This window comes from Salmonella sp. A29-2 (genome assembly GCF_020150755.1).
Lineage (GTDB): Bacteria > Pseudomonadota > Gammaproteobacteria > Enterobacterales > Enterobacteriaceae > Salmonella > Salmonella enterica.
On record NZ_CP083731.1, the window covers coordinates 4435333 to 4456941 of the forward strand.

Below are 21609 nucleotides of genomic sequence, written 5' to 3' on the forward strand. Positions count from 1 at the left end.
GAGAAGATCGAGAGGATGTTGTGGTGGATGCGCATATTGCCGGATGGCGGCGTGAACGTCTTATCCGGCCTACAGCCAATGCGCGAGACAAGCCGGATAAGCGCAAGCGCCACCCGGCCTGCCGCGTATTTAATCAATATACTTCATCGCCACCCTTGAAGTCAGGCGCGTGATAAGTTCGTAAGCACTTACTTTTGTCATTTCAGCGATACGTTCAACCGGCAGACCTTCGCCCCATAAGACCACCGGATCGCCCGCGTTATCCTGCGCGTTTGGCCCCAAATCCACGCAAATCATATCCATCGCCACCCGCCCGACAATCGGGACTTCACGACCATTGACCAGTACTGGCGTACCGGAAGGCGCCGCTCGTGGGTAGCCATCGCCATAACCCATCGCCACCACGCCCAGGCGCGTGTCGCGCTCACTCACCCATGTCCCGCCGTAGCCCACCGGTTCGCCCGCTTTGTGGTCACGCACCGCGATCAAACTGGAGGTTAAAGACATCACCGGCTGAAAACCAAAATCCGGCCCCCAGGGTTTGTGTTCCAGCGGCGATACGCCATACAAAATGATGCCCGGACGCGCCCAGTCAAAGTGAGACTGCGGCCACAGCAGAATACCGCCAGACGCGGCAATAGAGCGCTGACCGGGTTTACCCCGACAGAAGGCATTAAAAATGTCGAGCTGATGTTCGGTAGCGCCGCATTCCGGCTCATCCGCACGGGCAAAATGGCTGACGATATTCACCGGCTGGCGTACATTTTTACAGTGCGTCAGACGCTGGTAGAACGCCTCCGCCTCTTCGGGGCGCACGCCGAGACGATGCATACCGGTATCCAGTTTCATCCAGACCGTTACTGGCTCCGCCAGCTCCACGGCCTCCAGGGCGGCAAGCTGCTCCTGATTATGTACGGCGGTATGCAGACATTGCGCGGAAATGGTCGGCAGATCGGCGGCGTCGAAAAAACCCTCCAGCAGCAGGATAGGCTGCGTGATCCCGCCCGCTCGCAGACGTAGAGCCTCTTCAAGACGCGCCACGCCAAAAGCGTCAGCATCAGGGAGCGTTCGCGCGGTCTCCAGAAGACCGTGTCCATAAGCGTTCGCTTTCACCACCGCAACCAGCTTACTGGCAGGCGCCAGTTCACGCAGACGTTGCAGGTTGTGTCGCAGAGCGCGGCGGTTAATGACGACTGTTGCCGCTTGCATTTGAATTCCTTGTTAACAGAATGACGGAGAGTTACTCATCATCGTATTGCGGTCCCGCATAGTTATCGAAGCGCGACCACTGACCATTGAACGTCAGACGAACCGTACCGATAGGACCGTTACGTTGCTTACCAATAATAATTTCAGCAATGCCTTTTAAGTCGCTGTTCTCGTGATAAACCTCATCACGGTAGATAAACATAATTAAGTCGGCATCCTGTTCAATAGAGCCGGATTCACGCAGGTCGGAGTTCACCGGACGTTTATCCGCGCGTTGTTCCAGGGAGCGGTTAAGCTGCGATAGCGCCACGACCGGCACCTGAAGTTCCTTCGCCAGCGCTTTCAACGAGCGAGAAATTTCGGCGATTTCCAGAGTACGGTTATCAGAAAGCGACGGCACGCGCATCAATTGCAGGTAGTCGATCATAATCAGACTTAACCCGCCATGTTCGCGGAAAATACGCCGTGCGCGCGAACGGACTTCTGTCGGCGTAAGACCTGAGGAGTCGTCAATATACATATTGCGTTTCTCCAGCAGAATGCCCATCGTGCCGGAGATTCGCGCCCAGTCCTCATCATCGAGTTGACCGGTACGAATACGTGTCTGATCGACGCGGGACAGCGAGGCCAGCATACGCATCATGATCTGTTCGCCGGGCATCTCCAGACTAAAGATCAGTACCGGTTTATCCTGCAACATCGCCGCATTTTCGCAGAGGTTCATCGCAAAAGTGGTTTTACCCATGGAGGGACGCGCCGCGACGATAATCAAATCCGAACGCTGTAACCCTGCCGTCTTTTTATTGAGATCCTGATAGCCGGTATCCACGCCTGTAACGCCATCGTGCGGTTGCTGGAACAACTGCTCAATACGCGCCACGGTAGCGTCGAGAATCTGGTCGATGCTTTTCGGGCCTTCGTCTTTGTTGGCCCGGTTTTCCGCGATCTGGAAGACGCGCGACTCCGCCAGATCCAGCAGTTCGTCGCTATTACGCCCCTGTGGATCGTAACCAGCGTCCGCAATTTCATGCGCCACCGCGATCATATCGCGGACAACGGCGCGTTCGCGCACAATGTCCGCATAAGCACTGATATTCGCCGCGCTTGGCGTGTTTTTAGACAACTCCGCCAGATAGGCGAAACCGCCGACGCTGTCCAGTTGGCCCTGCCGCTCCAGCGATTCCGCGAGCGTAATCAGGTCGATAGGACTGCCGCTTTCCTGCAAGCGCCCCATCTCCGTAAAGATATGGCGATGCGGACGGGTATAGAAATCTTCCGCCACCACGCGCTCGGCCACATCGTCCCAGCGCTCGTTATCCAGCATTAAACCGCCCAACACCGACTGTTCCGCTTCAATCGAGTGCGGCGGCACTTTTATCCCGGCAACCTGCGGATCGCGGTCGCGGGCATCAGTCTGTGGTTTGTTGAAGGGTTTATTTCCTGCCATAGTGAATGGAGTTACCGAGATAGTGATTGGGTCGAAAGATTACCACATTTCTTTTGGAGGAAGCATGGCAACGCGTATTGAATTTCACAAGCATGGTGGTCCGGAAGTGCTTCAGACCGTGGAGTTTACGCCAACGGAACCGGCGGAACACGAAATCCAGGTTGAGAACAAAGCCATTGGTATCAACTTCATCGACACCTATATCCGTAGCGGACTCTATCCGCCCCCGTCGTTGCCTGCGGGCCTGGGAACCGAAGCTGCGGGTGTGGTCAGTAAAGTTGGCAACGGCGTGGAGCACATTCGCGTCGGCGATCGCGTCGTCTACGCGCAGTCAACGCTCGGCGCTTACAGTTCCGTCCATAACGTCCCCGCAGATAAAGCCGCGATTTTACCTGACGCCATTTCCTTCGAACAGGCGGCAGCCTCTTTTCTCAAGGGATTGACCGTTTTTTACCTGTTGCGCAAAACCTATGAAGTGAAACCCGACGAACCCTTCCTGTTTCATGCCGCTGCGGGCGGCGTCGGTCTGATCGCCTGCCAATGGGCGAAAGCGCTGGGCGCGAAGCTTATCGGTACCGTCGGTAGCGCGCAAAAAGCGCAGCGGGCGCTGGACGCCGGCGCCTGGCAGGTAATTAATTACCGTGAGGAGAGCATTGTAGAACGGGTAAAAGAGATCACCGGCGGCAAAAAAGTCCGCGTGGTCTATGACTCCGTGGGGAAAGATACCTGGGAAGCCTCACTGGACTGCCTGCAACGTCGGGGACTGATGGTCAGTTTCGGCAATGCGTCCGGCCCCGTCACCGGCGTGAATTTAGGTATTCTGAATCAGAAAGGTTCCCTGTATGCCACGCGACCTTCACTACAGGGGTATATTACGACGCGTGAAGAACTAACCGAAGCCAGCAATGAATTGTTCTCATTGATCGCCAGCGGCGTGATTAAAGTCGATGTGGCTGAAAATCAACGCTATGCGTTAAAAGATGCACGTCGCGCGCATGAGGTGCTGGAAAGCCGGGCCACACAGGGCTCAAGCCTGCTGATTCCGTAATAGCTCTGCAAAGAAATTGGGCTTCCACCCGGGAAGCCCTTTCTTTTTTTGTTCGGCTGTATGTAGGGTACAGCGCGATGAATTCGTTACCTGCGCAATCATGACAGATTTAATAATCGATTCCTATTTGCCTGTGAGGGCAAAGTTCCAGGTTGTGACGAACCGCTCAATACCTTAGTAAAACCGACGGTTATTGCGCTGATACTGTGGGATTTTTGGCGTTTTTACTGCTTTGATCACCCACACCACAGCCACCGCCAGCAGTAGCCACGGTAACAGCTTGATCATCAGGGCGAACATTCCGCCCAGGAACATGACGGCAGTCGCTACAACCAGCGCGGCCAGAATGCCCAGCAAGGAGACGCCCGTCACCATTAACATCAGAAAAAAGCCAAGCACAAAAAGTAGTTCCAGCATAGTCGCTCCCCATAAAGATGGCATTGCCCGGCGGCACGGCGCTTACCGGGTTTGGTCAGGTAAGCTATTACAAAAATCATGCCAATATTTATGTTTTTGATATATAAAGAAAACGCACTGCAAGACCGCACAGATCGTGGTGAGATTGACTAATTTTTGGCGAACTTTTAACGCTTGTCTGCTACCAGTTTTAGCGCCTGCTCCAGTACAGCAACATCCGCGCCAGCTTTATGGGCGTTTTCGCTCAGATAGCGACGCCACTGCCGCGCGCCGGGGATGCCCTGGAACAACCCCAGCATATGGCGAGTGATATGCCCCAGATACGCTCCCTGGCTCAATTCACGCTCAATATAGGGATACATCGCGCGAACCACCGCAACCGGGTCGGCATCGGTGGTATCGGCGCCAAAGATCTCCCGATCCACCGCGGCCAGTATACCCGGATTCTGATAAGCTTCGCGGCCAACCATGACGCCATCCATATGGCGCAGGTGCTCCTTCGCCTCTTCCAGCGATTTGATGCCGCCGTTAATGGACATGGTCAGGTGCGGAAAATCCCGCTTTAGCTGGTATACGCGCGGGTAATCCAGCGGCGGGATCTCACGATTTTCTTTCGGGCTTAAGCCAGAAAGCCAGGCTTTGCGCGCATGGATAATAAACATCTCGCATTCGCCCTGACCGGAAACCGTATTGATGAAATCACACAGAAACGCATAGCTGTCCTGATCGTCAATACCAATGCGGGTTTTTACCGTCACCGGAATCGAGACGACATCACGCATGGCTTTAACACAATCGGCGACCAGTTGCGCATTGCCCATCAAACAGGCGCCAAACATACCGTTTTGCACGCGATCGGAAGGGCACCCCACGTTGAGGTTAATTTCATCGTAGCCACGCGCTTCCGCCAGCTTTGCACAATGCGCAAGCTGAGCCGGATCGCTTCCACCAAGCTGTAGAGCGACCGGATGCTCTTCTTCGCTGTAAGCCAGATAGTCACCCTTACCGTGAATAATTGCGCCCGTGGTCACCATTTCGGTGTAGAGCAGCGTCTGGCGAGACAGCAAACGCAGGAAATAGCGGCAATGTCTGTCCGTCCAGTCGAGCATAGGCGCGATGGAGAAGCGATAAGCAGGTAAAGCGGAGGACTGGGTTTCAGGCTGCATGGCGAATAAATAAGCATCCGGTTAAAAAAGGGGCGTCACTATAGCATAACGCTAAACCGGAGGCGTAGCGCCTCCGGTGAAAACGCCTCAGAATGTCATCGTAAGCTGCGCGCCAGCCCCCCAGGTTTCATCTTCGCCGTACAGTCCCATTAAGTCGAGATGCACGCGGTTAAAGGGCGCAAAGCCAAGACCGCCGGTAACCACATTGCTATCGTTATTTTTCACATCCGCACGATACCCTGCGCGCACCGCCAGCCATGACAACGGTCGAACTTCAGCGCCGACACCCACGTACTGTGAATTGTCTTCGCTCTTAAAGCCTTTCGTTTCCGTCAGATCGCCATCGGCGCTTACGGTCAGCAAATCGTTATGCCATGCGATGCCCGCGGTAACCAGGGGGCGGATTTGGTATGTATCTTTGTAGTTGGTGGTTTCTCCCGTCATACCATTAGTGATGTAAATATCTTTCGTATCGATATCGCGAGATACCAGATTTTGCCCGCTCAGCCCCAGCGTCCAGTTTTCACCGATATCGGCAGCAAGCCCCGCATCAATGTTAAAACCCGTATCGTCATTGCGATAACGGCTGCTATTCCAGTCGCTACTGTCGTAGTTATAAATTGAGGTGGTGTAGTTATAGAGCCAGGTTTTTTGCAGTTTTGGCGTAACGCCAATGGAAACAGGCACCTCGCCCACCACAAACTGCTTCGCCAGCGCAATACCGTAGTCAGATACAATCGCTACCCGCCCCGACGCGGTAGAGTTTAAATGCTTTGTAATTTCGTCAGACCCCAGCAAAGCAGCGCGTCCTGCTTCACGAAGCGCGACACGTTCATCATGCTGGATATCGCGCAAATACTGAATATCGTTCTGATCAATGGACGAACTCACGCGCCCATGCGCATAACCTTTGGCGATAAACGCCACGGAAAGCGTTTGCCCTGGAATACTTACCGCCAACCCGGCGCCGGCATTGGCGCGGGCGGTTTTTCCGTTGAGATATTCCAGCTCATCGGCCAGGTCGCGCGCGGCGCCCTGAAATTGATTCAGCACGCCTCGCGGATTGAGCAGAATTTGCCCCAGCGTAAGGTTATCGACGACCTCATCGTAGTAATCCACTTTATCGCTGATATCGTCAATTTCATCCTGGAGATTGTCTTTATCCGTAATCTGGACGCCGACCGCAGGAAGGACAACAGTGATATTGTCTTCCGGTTTGGCTTTTGCCAGTAACGCCGGATTTAACAGTACTCCGCTGCCATAATTCGCGGACGCGACGCCCGTCCCGCCCATTGCGTCATTACGCGCTTCCGTCCAGGTATTGGCGGCGCTCGCCTGCTTTGCCATAAAAAGCGAGACCGCGATAGCAATCAGTGAAAGTTTGACGTTTTTGTTCACAGTTAGCCCATCTTATTATCAGGTGAAGTAATCCCTCCGCCACGCTTTACCGGACAGAGGCGAACTATTGCTGTGAAATAGTGATGTTAAATCCTGTTGTTATAATATCGACCCTCATTAGGTATAGATGAGAATACTGGCGCGGAAAAGCTTAGCAGGCGATATATTGTCGCGGGGTAATTTCAGAGTTTTAAGCAGCTCGTGGTAAAGTAACGGATTAGACTTTCATGCCATTCGAGGTGCTACATGGAAAAGACCACAACGCAAGAGTTACTGGCGCAAGCTGAAAAACTCTGCGCGCAGCGCAACGTGCGCCTGACGCCTCAGCGCCTCGAAGTGTTGCGCCTGATGAGTCTGCAACAGGGTGCCATCAGCGCATACGATTTGCTCGATTTGCTGCGCGAAACGGAACCACAGGCCAAACCGCCCACCATTTACCGCGCGCTGGATTTTTTGCTCGAACAGGGTTTTGTCCATAAAGTGGAATCCACCAATAGTTATGTGGTTTGCCACCTGTTCGACCAGCCGACGCACAGCTCGGCCATGTTTATCTGCGATCGTTGCGGCGTGGTGAAAGAAGAGTGTGCCGAGGGCGTGGAAGACATCATGCATACGCTGGCGGCTAAAATGGGCTTTGCGCTACGACATAACGTTATTGAGGCGCACGGTCTGTGCCCTGCGTGCGTAGAAGTGGAAGCGTGTCGCCATCCGGGCGACTGTGGTCACGATCACTCGGTGCTGGTGAAGAAAAAACCGCGTTAGCCTGAACGGAAAAACGGGCGGCAGTAGAGAGGGGCACGCCCGCATTCATAAGCAAACAGTGGGAAGCACATCCATGTACTCCTGGTAGGGGAAAACATATTACCAGCGATAGTTGTTACGGGTTTCCCAGTCAACAACCTCTTTTTCCGCCTGATCTTTCTGGTAACCGTAACGCTCCTGGATTTTACCTACCAGTTGGTCGCGTTTACCTTCGATAACGGTCATATCGTCATCGGTCAGTTTGCCCCATTGTTCTTTCATTTTACCTTTAAACTGTTTCCAGTTACCGCCGGCTTCGTCTTTATTCATCATCTTGTCCTCATCATTCGGTTAGGAATAGCAGGTGTTATTCGCCCAAATGCTCTGCAATTTCTGCTGGACGTGATAATAATTGTAGGCAGGAATTCGGCCTTCGGTTTTATATTCAGAATTTTTAACCGTCACGATCTGGCAAACCATGTACCCTCGCGCCAGTGACGACGCCAGATAAGGCTCAACGACAGACCGCGAAGCGCCAAGAACACGGTTAATGCCAGCCATAAACCATGATTTCCTAATACCGGCAGGGCGAAGAGCGTCAGCGCGAATCCTCCCGCGGCGACTGCCATGCTATTGCGCATTTCGGCGGCGCGCGTCGCGCCAATAAACATACCGTCGAGCAGATAGCACCATACGCCCACCAGCGGTAATACCACCTGCCAGATAAGATACCGATCCGCCAGTAGCTGTATTTGCGGCAATGAGGTCAGTAACGCGACAATATGTTCGCCTGCCAGGGCATAGACTGTGGAAAATAACAAGGCCACAATTCCCGACTGACGACACGCCGCTCGCCAGACGTCCAGTAGCTTGCTACCGTCACGCGCGCCGTAAGCCTGACCGGAGTGCGCCTCCACCGCATAAGCAAAACCGTCCAGCGCATAGGCCGTAAAGGTGAGTAAGGTCATCAGGACTGCATTTACCGCGATAATATCGCTGCCCAGCCGCGCGCCTGACACCGTGATTGCGCCAAAACAAAGCTGAAGGAGCAATGAGCGCAGCATGATATCGCGATTGAGCGCCAAAAGGCGGCGCACGTTGCCGCGCCAGGCCTGTTTTAGCATATCCAGCGACACACCGCGGAGATGGAGAACTTTACGTACCATCATGAGGCCGATCAGTAACGTGGCATATTCTGCGATGACCGTCGCCAGGGCGGCGCCCTGCACGTTCATATGAAGTCCCATCACCAGCCACAGGTCGAGCGCGATGTTGAGAATATTGCCCACGACCAACAAGATAACCGGCGCCCGCGCATACTGAACGCCTAACAGCCAACCGAGCAGCACCAGATTCGCCAGTGACGCGGGAGCGCTTAGCCAACGAATTTCAAGGAAGCGTCTCGCTTGCACCAGGACAGCGTCGTTCCCGCCGACAATATGTAAAGCCAGCTCGATAAGCGGCGTGCGAAATAGCACAATCATCACGCCAGCACCTAGCGCCAGTAATAACGGTTGAATGAGCGCCCGGGCTAACGCCTGCGGATTTTTGGCGCCAAATGCCTGCGCCGTTAGGCCGGTGGTGCTCATACGTAGAAATAGCAGCAGCATGAAAAGAAAGCTGGTGGCAGTCGCGCCCACCGCCACGCCGCCCAGGAAAACCGGGCTGTCCAGATGACCAATCACCGCCGTATCGACCAGCCCCAGCAAGGGGACGGTGATGTTAGAAAAAATCATCGGCAGCGCGAGATGCCAGAGAGCTTTATCAGAGGAGGTAAAAAGCGGCATGGAGAAAAGCCTGACAAGGAGTTAAACGAAACGAGCGCATTGCCGGATGGCAACGTAACGCCTTATCCGGCCTACAAATTAATCATCTCAGGAACTGCATTCCCGTAGGCCTGATAAGCGCAGCGCCATCAGGCTGCACGATTGCCGGATGACGGCTTACAAGGAGATTAAAACGAGACTACAACCATTCCCCGTTGCGAATGACGCCTACCGCCAGCCCTTCAATCGTAAAGCTTTGTTCGCGCAGATCCACCACTATCGGTGTAAACTCGCTGTTTTCCGGCAGCAGCTCCACTTTATTGCCCTGCTTTTTCAGGCGTTTTACTGTCACTTCATCGTCAATGCGAGCGACAACCACCTGGCCATTACGGACGTCCTGCGTTTTATGTACCGCCAGCAAATCCCCATCCATAATACCGATGTCTTTCATCGACATACCGCTCACGCGCAGCAGGAAATCGGCGCTGGGTTTGAACAGTGAAGGATCGACCTGGTAATGGCCTTCAATATGCTGCTGCGCCAGAAGCGGTTCACCCGCCGCGACACGCCCGACAAGCGGTAATCCGTCCTCTTCTTCCTGTAACAGACGGATACCTCGCGATGCGCCAGAAACGATTTCAAGCACCCCTTTGCGCGCCAGCGCTTTAAGATGTTCTTCCGCCGCGTTTGGGGAACGGAACCCCAAACGCTGCGCGATTTCCGCACGCGTCGGTGGCATACCTGTCTGGCTGATGTGATCCCGGATGAGATCAAACACCTCTTGTTGCCTGGCCGTTAACGCTTTCATTCCGCCCCCTGGGTGTATATACAGTCATGCTGTGAGTATATACAGTTAAAGGTGATTTTGGAACCACAAACGGCGCAAAAAACAAGAGATTTATAAAATTTGGAACCTTTATCGAAAATGTGACCATAACAGGATGCCCCAGGTCATCAGGGCAACGAAAATAGACAGTAGCACCGCAGCCGATCCCATATCTTTCGCACGGCCGGAAAGCTCATGGTATTCAGAACCGATGCGGTCCACGACCGCTTCAATAGCGCTGTTGAGGATTTCAACAATCATGATAAGTAAAACGGAACCTATCAATAACACACGGGTAATCGCATCCACATCCAGCCAGCAGGCGATGATGACGCCCAGCAATACCGCGAGGCTTTCCTGGCGAAACGCTGCTTCGTGAGTCCATGCGGCGCGAAATCCTTTCCAGGAATATCCTGCCGCTTTGATAATTCTGGTGAATCCAGTGGTATTATTGGCCATCAAAAGAACCTTTTTACATTATTAACGTCAATGACATTATACGGTTGCCCTGCACGATTCGGACTGCCGTAACGCAGCGCGAAGTATGACGGGATACAACAGAAATTCGCTAAACTTTCTGATATCCTTGCACCGCATTTGCATTATTAACCAGAGGCTTTACATCGTTTATGTCCGGCTGGCCACGAATTTACTACAAATTACTGAATTTACCATTAAGCATACTGGTAAAAAGCAAGTCTATTCCGGCGGAACCCGCCCAGGAATTGGGGCTCGATACTTCTCGCCCCATTATGTATGTCTTGCCATACAACTCAAAAGCGGACTTACTGACGCTGCGGGCTCAATGTCTGGCGCACGATCTCCCGGATCCGCTGGAGCCGCTGGAGATCGACGGCGCGCTGCTGCCACGCTATGTATTTATTCACGGCGGACCGCGTGTCTTTACCTATTACACGCCAAAAGAAGAGTCGGTGAAACTTTTTCACGATTATCTCGATCTGCATCGGAGTAATCCGGCTTTGGACGTGCAGATGGTGCCCGTTTCCGTGATGTTTGGCCGCGCCCCGGGTCGTGAAAAGGGAGAAGATAACCCGCCTTTACGTATGCTGAACGGCGTACAGAAATTCTTTGCCATCTCCTGGCTGGGCCGCGATAGCTTTGTCCGATTCTCGCCGTCCGTCTCATTGCGTCGCATGGCTGATGAACACGGCACCGATAAAATCATCGCGCAGAAGCTGGCTCGCGTGGCGCGTATGCACTTTGCTCGCCAGCGCCTGGCGGCGGTTGGCCCACGCCTGCCCGCCCGTCAGGATCTGTTTAACAAACTGCTGGCCTCGAAAGCGATCGCCCGCGCGGTAGAAGACGAAGCGCGCAGTAAAAAAATCTCTCATGAAAAAGCGCAGCAAAACGCCATTGCGCTGATGGAAGAGATCGCGGCGAACTTCTCTTACGAGATGATTCGTTTGACCGACAGGATTTTGGGGTTTACCTGGAACCGACTGTACCAGGGGATTAACGTGCATAACGCCGAGCGCGTACGCCAACTGGCGCACGACGGCCATGAAATCGTCTATGTACCCTGTCACCGCAGCCATATGGACTACTTGCTCCTTTCTTATGTGCTGTACCATCAGGGACTGGTTCCGCCGCACATTGCCGCCGGTATTAACCTTAATTTCTGGCCCGCTGGCCCGATTTTCCGTCGTCTGGGCGCGTTCTTTATTCGTCGCACCTTTAAGGGGAATAAACTCTATTCCACCGTCTTTCGCGAATACCTGGGCGAGCTGTTCAGCCGCGGTTACTCGGTTGAGTATTTTGTCGAAGGAGGACGTTCGCGTACCGGACGTTTGTTAGACCCGAAAACCGGCACCCTGTCGATGACTATCCAGGCGATGCTGCGCGGCGGTACCCGTCCAATTACGTTAGTGCCTATTTATATCGGCTATGAGCACGTCATGGAAGTGGGCACCTATGCGAAAGAACTGCGCGGCGCGACAAAAGAGAAAGAGAGCCTGCCGCAGATGCTGAAAGGCTTGAGCAAGCTGCGCAATCTGGGTCAGGGCTACGTTAACTTTGGCGAACCGATGCCGCTCATGACGTACCTGAACCAGCATGTGCCGGAGTGGCGCGAATCTATCGACCCTATAGAGGCCATACGCCCAGCCTGGCTGACGCCGACGGTAAATAGTATCGCCGCCGATCTGATGGTGCGTATTAACAACGCTGGCGCGGCAAACGCGATGAACCTGTGTTGTACCGCGCTGTTAGCGTCGCGTCAGCGCTCGCTCACCCGCGAGCAGCTCACCGAGCAGCTTGATTGCTATCTCGATCTGATGCGCAATGTCCCTTATTCCACAGACTCAACCGTTCCTGCCGCCAGCGCTGGCGAGCTCATCGCTCACGCGCTGCAGATGAATAAGTTTGAGGTCGAGAAAGACACCATTGGCGATATCATCATCCTGCCGCGCGAGCAGGCGGTGTTGATGACCTATTATCGTAACAATATCGCGCATATGTTGATTATGCCTTCGCTGATGGCGGCGATTATCACCCAGCATCGTCGCATTTCGCGTGATGCGTTGCAGCAGCATGTTGAAGCGCTCTATCCGATGTTAAAAGCGGAGCTGTTCCTGCGCTGGGAGCGCGAGGAGTTAGCCTCGGTCATTGACGCGCTGGCCAGTGAAATGCAGCGTCAGGGGCTAATTACCCTGCAGGATGATGAACTGCATATCAACCCGACGCATTCCCGTACGCTGCAGCTGCTGGCGGCAGGCGCGCGCGAAACGCTACAGCGTTATGCCATTACGTTCTGGCTGTTGAGCGCCAATCCGTCCATCAACCGCAGTACGCTGGAGAAAGAAAGCCGTACCGTGGCGCAACGTCTGTCTGTCCTGCACGGTATTAACGCGCCGGAGTTTTTCGACAAAGCGGTGTTCAGTTCACTCGTGTTGACGCTACGGGATGAGGGTTATATCAGTGATACGGGCGATGCCGAACCGGCAGAAACGATGAAGATATATCAGATGCTTGCCGATCTGATTACCTCTGATGTCCGTCTGACGATTGAAAGCGCGACGCAGGGCGAGTAAGCCAGTGCCTGAAATGCCCGATGGCGTAAGCTTATCGGGCAACTGATATGACGTATTGAAAATTTTGGCTTTGTAGGCCGGGTCCGCCCGGCATGACATCAGAAGTGCCAGTAACTCATCGCCAGCCCTAAAAATAACACCAGGCCAACGTAGTTATTGTTCATAAAGGCTTTAAAGCAGGCTTCACGCTCACGGTTCGCAATCAGTTTTTGCTGGTAGACAAACAGCGCGCCCGCCACCAGCACAGCCCAGTAATATCCCCATCCCAGACCATTCAACCAGCCGATCAGCGCCATTAACGCCATGACGCCAAGCTGCAGAATCCCGATAATCAATGTGTCATAACGACCAAACAAGATCGCCGTCGATTTAATGCCTATCTTGATATCATCATCTCTGTCGACCATCGCATATTGCGTATCGTAAGCCACTGCCCAGAGAATATTGGCGAGGAACATTAGCCAGCAGCTCAACGGCAGGGATTCGCTCACCGCGGCGAACGCCATGGGGATTGACCAGCCGAAAGCGGCCCCCAGCACGACCTGCGGCAGGTGGGTATAGCGTTTCATAAAGGGATAAACCCAGGCCAACGCCAGCGCCGCCACGGAAAGCAGAATCGTCATGGCGTTCAGCGTCAGCACCAACAGAAACGCCAGCAGCACCAGCACCACAAACAGGTTGCGCGCTTCTTTCTCTGTCACGGCGCCGCTGGGTAAAGGTCGGTTGACCGTACGTTTTACATGTCCGTCAAATTTACGATCGGCATAATCATTCACCACGCAGCCCGCCGCGCGCATTAACCACACGCCAGCGACAAAAACTGCCAAAATCCACAGCTGAGGCATACCCGGCGTCGCCACCCATAGCGCCCAAAGCGTCGGCCAGAGCAGCAGCAACGCGCCAATAGGCTTATCTGTACGCATCAAACGGTGAAACGCCAGCAGCTTACTCTGCGTCAGACTCCACTCCATCTTTATCTTCCTCTCAGTACAGCGGCGATGCAGGTAAAAAAAGCTCGGTAAGCAACAGCGGTTTTCCGCTCAACCGCAGTCGAGAGCGGCGCCCCCACAGCGTTGCATCGCGTCCAATTTCAATAAAATCGCGGGTCAGTGTCGATGATGTAAATAGATAACGTCCAAGCGGGGTTTTACCCAGATGTTGTAAGACCTGTTCAGGTCCGCACAGCGTGGATTCCGGTACCACGGTACGTCCGGCAAGCCAGGGCTCGCCGTCAGCGCAAAGCAGTATCTCACGTAACCAGTAGCGGGATTCGGATGGCAGTAAACCTGATGCTTCCTCGACCTCACTTTGGCCGACAAACGCTTCCCGAATCAGCGTCACGCTTACCCGCTTTCCCTGCTGCTCAAAACGTTTAGTCATAGAATCTTCCAGCAACAGCCAGTCCAGCAAATGGGGTTCAAGCGCAGGAATCGCATCAAAATAGCGCAGCGCACGCAGTCGCGTTAACGCAGGGTGTGACATGCCTTACTCTCCGATTCATAACCTAAAGTCATTGTATCTCAGAAAAGACATTACGGGGGGCGCAATCACAATTAAGTGATCTGTTGCGCAACAAAAAAATAACAATTCGCATGAAATGACAAAAAAAGGTGCGCCAGGAGACGCACCAGTTGCTGCAAAATCAGCACTGTGGGGAAATAATTACCCCTTGCCTTTTACACTGCTGATAAAGGTGGAACGGGCAGATGTCGATCCCAGACGTTCGGCCTCATCAAGCAGTTTCAGCGCTTTATCGACGTCGCCTTTCGCTACGGCATCCTTAATCGCTTTATTAAAGTAGCTTTCCGTATCGTTCAACATCGGTTCGCTTTTCTTCGGCGCGACTGGCGCTGGCGCCGCGACCGGCGCGGCGGTATTGCCTACCGTTACCGGCCCGGTACCGGACGAGCCAAACAACGGCCCGACCAATACGCTGGAGCTGCTGTTGGTTTTCACCTTCAGTTTCACCACGCCGTCAGTGGTATGGCGAGCAACTGGATCGGGAATATCCGGGATAGAGTTACCGACGCCTTTGGCATAGGCTTTTGCCGGATCGAGCAGCGTAGTGGTTTGCTGAAGATCTTTTTCGGTCGTAAACACCAGAACATAGAGTTTCTGCTGCCCCAACGCAGGCGTCAGGCGCATCACGCCTTCCAGCCGGTCTGCGCTCATGACGCCCGGCTGCTGATAAGTAAAGTAACTGCTGGGGAAGAACGCCGAAGGCGTCATATTTTGGTCAAGAATCAACACGTTTGGCGCAAAAACGCTGGCTTGCTTATTGACCTCGCTGGTCAGAGTTAATGTCAGCTCGCCGATATTCGCCGGAACGCTATAAGCGGCGACCGGGCCGGTAATGCCGGCGACGTCAAGGCGCTGGCCGCCCGTCGCCAGTTGGGTAGACTGCGTTTTTGACTGATCTACAGGCGTCCAGGTTAATTGCTGTAGCGCAGCAGCAGGAATAGCGGGCGCGGCGCTGGTATTTTGCGGTACATAGTTCACTTCCGCCAGGCTGATACCCGGCACGCTGGCGAACAGCCCTGCGGTTAAACAGAGGGCGACGAGACTTTTCTTCATTTTCATTATTCTCACCTCAATAAGGCGGGTTCAGCGGTAGCCAGGCAATAGCGAGCCAACCCAAACATATCGCCGAATGGCGGCTGGCGCCTTATTCGGCTTACAAGCATCATCAGACCTGATATTTCAGAGGGGCTTGCGCCCCTCGTTACGTCAGATGACCATCGTATTACCACCAGATTTCCATCTGGGCGCCGAAGGTCCACTCATCGCTATCGCCACGGCTGTTGGTGGAAATGCCGGAGTTAGTCGCTGCGGCATAACGGGAAATGTTATCGCCGTCTTTGATATAGCCCCACTTCTCATCCCATTTCGCGTAGGTGGCGAAAATACGGATAGCCGGACGCGACCAGATGCTGTCGCCCGCCTGCCACTGTTGCGCCAGGGTGATTTTATATTGATTGTTACGATCGCCGGTCTGCTGAGATTTCACGTTGTCGTAGCCGACTTCCAGCAGGGTACTCATGATTGGCGTCCACTTGTACATTGGACGTACGCCCACGGTCCACCACTCAGTACCCAGGTTATTATCCCAATCGATATTCTGGTACATACCGACGTACATCAAATCCCATTTATCACCAAGCGAGATGGCGCCATGATCCAAAATACGCCACATATCGCCATTATTATTGATGACCTTATTGGCATAATTAATTTTGGTTCCATCAGGCAATTCTTCAGTGAAAGATGAAGAACCGTCGGAACCGCGCGCCTGGCCTTTACCCTGCGTGGTCATAGCATCGGTGGCATATTGCACGACAAACTTGTTATAGCCTTTCAACATGCTTTGCGTGTGTTCGGCGGTGAACATCCAGCCGTCTTTCGATGCCCCATCAGCCAGCTTATAACCATCGGTCGTATTGGCGCGGCCGTAATCAACGCCCAGCTCCAGTACGCCGTCCGGGTTCGTTTGCAGCCCAGCCAGACGTACGTCAAAGACGTCGTTAGCGGTATCTTTCACTTCATCATAAATATTCTGGCTGCTGAAGGTGTAAGAGCCGCCCGCTTCAGTAGAGCGGGTCGCCGCCAGTGAAAGCTTACCGAAGCCCAGATCGATATTTTCGATACCTGCGCCAGGACCTGAAATATCCCAGTAGTAGAAGTCGATCATGTGTACGTCATGACGCTGATAGAAGCGCTTACCGGCCCAGATGGTAGAGCCCGGCAGCCATTCAATCAGGTTTTTACCCTGCACGTTCGCTTCGCGGAAGGCGGGATCGGTCGATTCCCAGTCGTTCTGCTGGTTAACCGAATAGGCGACGTTGGTGTCGAAATAGAAGCTCTTATCGCCCTCTTTCCACACTTCCTGGCCCAGTTTCAGTTCCGCATAGGTTTCACATTCGTTACCGAGACGGTATTTACTTTGGGCACCCGTTGCCTGAAAACACTGTTGTTCGCCGCCGCTTCCCGTCCAGCCAATACCGGAACGGGCGTAACCGTGGAAATCGACAGCCATTGCCTGAGCGGACATTACGCCCGCTGCGACAGCAACTGCCAGTGGGAGTTTGCGCAGAGTAATCATCATTCTATCTCCTGAGATCATTGCTTTTCTTTAAACGCTGCCACCTTCTAAAACTGCGAATGGTTTTGCGTTTCGTTTTTTATGGAGGCCTTAAACACCCGGCTCTTGATGCAGACGACGACATGCGCTGCCATCCTCGCGGAACAGATGACAGCGCTCTGGCGGCAGGCCGATAGCGAATGTGGCGCCCTCTTCTACCAACACCACGTCATTCTGGCGATAAACCAGGTTTTGACGGATGGCGGGGATCTGGATATGAATTTGTGTTTCGTGCCCTAACTGCTCGACCACCTGGACTTCACCTTCCAGGGTGACATCGGCGATATCGCTTGGCAGCAGGTGTTCCGGCCGAATGCCTAAAGACATATTGGCGCCGACCTGCACGCCGCGACTTTCGACCGGCAGCCAGATTTGCTGGCGATTCGGCAGTTCGACCTGGACTTGTTCAATCGCGGTGGCGGTCACTTTCACCGGCAGGAAGTTCATCTTCGGCGAGCCGATGAAGCCCGCGACAAAGCGGTCCGCCGGATAGTGGTACAGCTCCAGCGGTTTACCGACCTGCGCGACGCGACCGGCGTCCAGCACCACGATTTTGTCGGCCAGGGTCATCGCCTCGACCTGATCGTGGGTGACGTAAATCATCGTGCGGCCCAGACGTTTATGCAGACGAGAAATTTCAATGCGCATCTGCACGCGCAGCGCGGCGTCCAGGTTAGAGAGCGGTTCGTCCAGCAAAAACACACGCGGCTCCGCCACCAGCGTGCGGCCAATCGCTACGCGCTGACGCTGCCCGCCGGAAAGCGCTTTTGGCTTACGTTCCAGCAGATGCGCCAGTTGCAGCACTTCCGCCACCTGGTTGACGCGTTGATTCATTACCTCTTTTTTGGCGCCCGCCAGCTTGAGGCCGAAAGACATGTTTTCTGCAACGGAGAGATGGGGATAGAGCGCATAAGACTGGAATACCATGCCCACGCCGCGCTCGGCAGGCGGGATATCATTCATACGGGTTTCCCCGATAAACAGGTCGCCACTGGTGATGGTTTCAAGCCCGGCGATCATACGCAGCAAGGTCGATTTACCACAGCCTGACGGTCCCACAAACACCACGAACTCCCCGTCATGGATATCGAGGTTAATATCTTTCGATACCACCACGTCACCCCAGGCTTTCGTTACATTTCGTAGCTGTACGCTCGCCATGCCTTTCTCCCTTCGTTACAACCTGTCATTGACAGCAACATTCATGATGGCCTGACTATGCGCGATCCCTGACTGGGGTAAATCCTCCACCCCCCGGCTTTTTTATGGGGGAGGAGGCGGGAGGATGAGGACACAGCGCCTGAGACCACGGGTGCGGGCAGAAAAGGAATTTCGTGATGCCGCCCGCAAAAATCGGCGTGTTTTTATGTGCGCCAGCACGCATTACTCACATTTATGTAACACAGATCACATAAAGCCGGGGTGGGGCGTAGGGGCGGGGAGGATGGAAAGAGGTTGTCGTATAAAGAAACTAGAGACCGTTAAACCACCTCTGTGTACATCACCAAAAAGGATGGGAGATATGAAGATTAAAACTGGCGTAGGCATCCTCGCATTATCCGCACTTACGACGATGATGATTTCCGCCCCGGCTCTCGCCAAAATTGAAGAAGGTAAACTGGTTATCTGGATCAACGGCGACAAGGGCTATAACGGTCTGGCCGAGGTCGGTAAAAAATTTGAGCAAGACACCGGCATTAAAGTGACCGTTGAGCACCCGGATAAGCTGGAAGAGAAATTCCCGCAGGTGGCAGCCACCGGCGACGGTCCTGACATTATCTTCTGGGCGCACGACCGTTTTGGCGGCTACGCGCAGTCTGGTCTGCTGGCGGAGGTCACTCCGGATAAAGCGTTTCAGGACAAACTCTATCCGTTCACCTGGGATGCGGTACGCTATAACGGCAAGCTGATCGCCTACCCCATCGCCGTTGAAGCCCTCTCCCTGATTTATAACAAAGACCTCGTCCCAAACCCGCCGAAAACCTGGGAAGAGATCCCGGCGCTGGATAAAGAACTAAAAGCGAAAGGGAAGTCGGCGATAATGTTCAACCTGCAAGAGCCGTATTTCACCTGGCCTTTGATCGCTGCTGACGGCGGTTACGCGTTCAAATTTGAAAACGGCAAGTATGACGTGAAAGACGTTGGCGTCGATAACGCCGGCGCGAAAGCGGGCCTGACTTTCCTGATCGATATGATCAAGAACAAAAATATGAGCGCCGATACCGATTACTCCATCGCCGAAGCGGCCTTCAATAAAGGCGAAACGGCAATGACCATCAACGGTCCGTGGGCATGGTCGAACATCGACAAGAGCAAAGTCAACTACGGTGTCACCCTGCTGCCGACCTTCAAAGGTAAACCCTCGAAGCCGTTCGTCGGCGTGCTGAGCGCGGGGATTAACGCTGCCAGCCCGAATAAAGAGCTGGCGAAAGAGTTCCTCGAAAACTACCTGCTGACCGATCAGGGTCTGGCAGCGGTGAACAAAGATAAACCGCTGGGCGCCGTGGCGCTGAAATCTTTCCAGGAGCAGTTAGCGAAAGACCCCCGTATCGCCGCCACCATGGATAACGCCCAGAAAGGCGAGATCATGCCGAATATTCCGCAGATGTCCGCCTTCTGGTATGCGGTACGTACGGCTGTGATCAACGCCGCCAGCGGCCGTCAAACCGTGGATGCCGCGCTGAAAGATGCACAAAGCCGTATCACTAAGTAATGCCGTGAGCCTGTGCCGGATGGCGGCATAAATGCCTTATCCGGCCTACAACACACCGTAGGCCTGATAAGCGCAGCGCCATCAGGCACATCTCCGGCCAGGAAGTTTCAACGCTGTAGAGGAAAACCCCCATGGATGTCATTAAAAAGAAACACTGGTGGCAAAGCGACCAGCTTAAATGGTCAGTAATTGGTCTGCTGGGCCTGCTGGTGGGTTACCTTGTAGTTTTAATGTACGTACAAGGGGAGTATCTGTTCGCCATCATGACGCTGATTTTAAGCTCTGCTGGCCTGTATATTTTTGCAAATCGTAAAACCTACGCCTGGCGCTACGTTTACCCTGGCCTCGCCGGCATGGGGCTGTTTGTGCTATTCCCGCTGGTGTGCACCATCGCCATCGCCTTTACTAACTACAGCAGCACCAACCAGCTCACCTTTGAACGCGCCCAGCAAGTGCTGATGGACCGTTCTTATCAGGCAGGAAAAACCTATAACTTCGGTCTTTACCCGGCCGGCGACGAGTGGCAACTGGCCCTCACCGACGGAGAAACGGGCAAACATTACCTGTCTGACGCATTTTCCTTCGGCGGCGAACAAAAATTACAGCTGAAAGAGACCGATGCCCTACCGGGCGGCGAACGCGCCAATCTGCGGATAATCACCCAGAACCGTCTGGCGCTGAACCAGATAACCGCCGTCCTGCCGGATGAAAGTAAAGTGATTATGAGCTCGCTACGTCAGTTTTCCGGTACCCGTCCGCTGTACACACTGGCTGATGACGGCCTGCTTACCAATAACCAGAGCGGCGTAAAATACCGGCCAAACAACGATAGCGGTTATTATCAGTCGATCAACGCCGACGGAAGCTGGGGTGATGAAAAACTCAGTCCTGGTTATACCGTTACTATCGGCGCGAAAAACTTTACGCGCGTCTTTACCGACGAAGGGATCCAGAAGCCCTTTTTCGCTATCTTCGTCTGGACCGTGGTCTTTTCGGTCCTCACTGTGGTGTTAACCGTGGCGGTTGGGATGGTATTGGCCTGCCTCGTACAGTGGGAAGCGCTGAAAGGTAAAGCTATCTACCGCGTCCTGCTGATTCTGCCCTACGCCGTACCGTCGTTTATTTCAATTTTGATTTTCAAAGGGTTATTCAACCAAAGCTTTGGCGAAATCAATATGATGCTGAGCGCGCTGTTTGGCATTAAACCGGCCTGGTTCAGCGACCCCAACACCGCGCGGGCAATGGTGATTATCGTGAATACCTGGCTGGGCTATCCCTACATGATGATCCTGTGCATGGGACTGCTGAAAGCGATTCCGGATGACCTGTACGAAGCCTCCGCAATGGACGGCGCAGGTCCATTTCAGAATTTCTTTAAGATCACCTTACCGCTGCTGATTAAGCCGCTAACGCCGCTGATGATCGCCAGCTTCGCCTTTAACTTTAATAACTTTGTCCTGATTCAGTTATTGACCAACGGCGGGCCAGACCGCCTCGGCACCACCACGCCTGCTGGTTATACCGATCTGCTCGTCAGCTACACCTACCGTATCGCCTTTGAAGGCGGCGGCGGTCAGGACTTCGGTCTGGCGGCGGCCATTGCCACGCTGATCTTCCTGCTGGTAGGCGCGCTGGCCATCGTGAACCTGAAAGCCACGCGTATGAAGTTTGATTAAGGGAGATAATAACA

20 protein-coding genes and 1 pseudogene are annotated in these 21609 nt (G+C 53.9%); 5 read left to right on the forward strand and 16 right to left on the reverse strand.

Features of this window, described 5'->3' with window-relative positions; genetic code table 11:
* Positions 1–129: 129 nt before the first annotated feature.
* Together alr and dnaB are read right to left on the reverse strand one after the other, a co-directional pair.
* Entirely contained in the window at positions 130–1209 is a 1080-nt protein-coding gene (gene alr, locus K8W53_RS21540) for an alanine racemase (RefSeq protein ID WP_001147301.1), read from the reverse strand.
* Positions 1210–1240: 31 nt separating this feature from the next.
* Positions 1241–2656: a replicative DNA helicase gene (gene dnaB / locus K8W53_RS21545; RefSeq protein ID WP_000918353.1), complete on the reverse strand. Its 1416-nt coding sequence runs from the start codon at positions 2654–2656 to the stop codon at positions 1241–1243.
* A 64-nt stretch (positions 2657–2720) separates the two neighbouring features.
* Here dnaB and K8W53_RS21550 point away from each other — a divergent pair, with 64 nt between their 5' ends.
* Positions 2721–3704, forward strand: a complete 984-nt coding sequence (locus K8W53_RS21550; RefSeq protein ID WP_000235555.1) for a quinone oxidoreductase — start codon at positions 2721–2723, stop codon at positions 3702–3704.
* A gap of 174 nt (positions 3705–3878) precedes the next feature.
* Here the strand turns inward: K8W53_RS21550 and pspG are convergent, their stop codons facing one another.
* The 3 genes from pspG to K8W53_RS21565 form a co-directional block, all read right to left on the reverse strand.
* Entirely contained in the window at positions 3879–4121 is a 243-nt protein-coding gene (gene pspG / locus K8W53_RS21555; RefSeq protein WP_000891414.1) for an envelope stress response protein PspG, read from the reverse strand.
* A gap of 167 nt (positions 4122–4288) precedes the next feature.
* Positions 4289–5287, reverse strand: a complete 999-nt coding sequence (dusA, locus tag K8W53_RS21560) for a tRNA dihydrouridine(20/20a) synthase DusA (RefSeq protein ID WP_001182233.1) — start codon at positions 5285–5287, stop codon at positions 4289–4291.
* Positions 5288–5374: 87 nt separating this feature from the next.
* A complete protein-coding gene (locus tag K8W53_RS21565) occupies positions 5375–6685 on the reverse strand; it encodes a conjugal transfer protein TraF (RefSeq protein ID WP_001039335.1) in 1311 nt (436 codons plus the stop codon).
* A 246-nt stretch (positions 6686–6931) separates the two neighbouring features.
* Between K8W53_RS21565 and zur the strand changes: the two genes are divergently transcribed.
* Positions 6932–7447: a zinc uptake transcriptional repressor Zur gene (gene zur / locus K8W53_RS21570; protein WP_000416271.1), complete on the forward strand. Its 516-nt coding sequence runs from the start codon at positions 6932–6934 to the stop codon at positions 7445–7447.
* A 99-nt stretch (positions 7448–7546) separates the two neighbouring features.
* On the opposite strand, the gene K8W53_RS21575 is transcribed toward zur, so the two are convergent.
* The 5 genes from K8W53_RS21575 to K8W53_RS21595 all read right to left on the reverse strand — a co-directional run bounded on the left by K8W53_RS21575 (position 7547) and on the right by K8W53_RS21595 (position 10477).
* The gene (locus tag K8W53_RS21575; protein ID WP_001030592.1) at positions 7547–7756 is read right to left on the reverse strand and encodes a CsbD family protein; all 210 of its coding nucleotides are present in this window, start codon (positions 7754–7756) and stop codon (positions 7547–7549) included.
* 21 nt (positions 7757–7777) lie between these two features.
* Entirely contained in the window at positions 7778–7891 is a 114-nt protein-coding gene (locus K8W53_RS21580; RefSeq protein ID WP_010989093.1) for a hypothetical protein, read from the reverse strand.
* Entirely contained in the window at positions 7888–9213 is a 1326-nt protein-coding gene (gene dinF, locus K8W53_RS21585) for an MATE family efflux transporter DinF (RefSeq protein ID WP_001128102.1), read from the reverse strand. Before dinF ends, K8W53_RS21580 begins: the two co-directional genes overlap by 4 nt.
* A 178-nt stretch (positions 9214–9391) precedes the next feature.
* Positions 9392–10000: a transcriptional repressor LexA gene (gene lexA / locus K8W53_RS21590; RefSeq protein WP_000646079.1), complete on the reverse strand. Its 609-nt coding sequence runs from the start codon at positions 9998–10000 to the stop codon at positions 9392–9394.
* A gap of 108 nt (positions 10001–10108) precedes the next feature.
* Positions 10109–10477 (reverse strand): diacylglycerol kinase, encoded by a 369-nt coding sequence (locus K8W53_RS21595; protein ID WP_000002902.1) that lies wholly within the window; start codon positions 10475–10477, stop codon positions 10109–10111.
* A gap of 170 nt (positions 10478–10647) precedes the next feature.
* Between K8W53_RS21595 and plsB the strand changes: the two genes are divergently transcribed.
* Positions 10648–13068, forward strand: coding sequence for a glycerol-3-phosphate 1-O-acyltransferase PlsB (gene plsB, locus K8W53_RS21600; RefSeq protein WP_000017360.1), 2421 nt, complete (start codon positions 10648–10650; stop codon positions 13066–13068).
* Positions 13069–13166: 98 nt separating this feature from the next.
* Here the strand turns inward: plsB and ubiA are convergent, their stop codons facing one another.
* From ubiA to malK, 5 genes are all read right to left on the reverse strand, one after another.
* Entirely contained in the window at positions 13167–14039 is an 873-nt protein-coding gene (gene ubiA, locus K8W53_RS21605) for a 4-hydroxybenzoate octaprenyltransferase (protein WP_000455249.1), read from the reverse strand.
* Positions 14040–14052: 13 nt separating this feature from the next.
* Positions 14053–14550, reverse strand: a complete 498-nt coding sequence (gene ubiC, locus K8W53_RS21610) for a chorismate lyase (protein ID WP_000019230.1) — start codon at positions 14548–14550, stop codon at positions 14053–14055.
* A gap of 180 nt (positions 14551–14730) precedes the next feature.
* Complete coding sequence (gene malM, locus K8W53_RS21615) at positions 14731–15648, reverse strand: maltose operon protein MalM (protein ID WP_000782497.1); 918 nt, start codon at positions 15646–15648, stop codon at positions 14731–14733.
* Between the two features lie 163 nt (positions 15649–15811).
* The gene (locus tag K8W53_RS21620) at positions 15812–17170 is read right to left on the reverse strand and encodes a maltoporin (RefSeq protein WP_000973642.1); all 1359 of its coding nucleotides are present in this window, start codon (positions 17168–17170) and stop codon (positions 15812–15814) included.
* A gap of 87 nt (positions 17171–17257) precedes the next feature.
* The gene (gene malK, locus K8W53_RS21625) at positions 17258–18367 is read right to left on the reverse strand and encodes a maltose/maltodextrin ABC transporter ATP-binding protein MalK (protein ID WP_000179176.1); all 1110 of its coding nucleotides are present in this window, start codon (positions 18365–18367) and stop codon (positions 17258–17260) included.
* A 361-nt stretch (positions 18368–18728) separates the two neighbouring features.
* On the opposite strand from malK, the gene malE reads away from it, so the two are divergent.
* The gene (malE, locus tag K8W53_RS21630) at positions 18729–19919 is read left to right on the forward strand and encodes a maltose/maltodextrin ABC transporter substrate-binding protein MalE (protein ID WP_001651229.1); all 1191 of its coding nucleotides are present in this window, start codon (positions 18729–18731) and stop codon (positions 19917–19919) included.
* On the opposite strand, the pseudogene K8W53_RS24085 reads toward malE, so the two are convergent.
* A pseudogene (locus K8W53_RS24085) lies at positions 19868–20008 on the reverse strand (hypothetical protein); the annotation flags it as partial. The gene malE and the pseudogene K8W53_RS24085 sit on opposite strands and share 52 nt — an antisense overlap.
* 42 nt (positions 20009–20050) lie before the next feature.
* Here K8W53_RS24085 and malF point away from each other — a divergent pair.
* A complete protein-coding gene (malF, locus tag K8W53_RS21635; RefSeq protein ID WP_000382565.1) occupies positions 20051–21595 on the forward strand; it encodes a maltose ABC transporter permease MalF in 1545 nt (514 codons plus the stop codon).
* Positions 21596–21609: the final 14 nt, after the last annotated feature.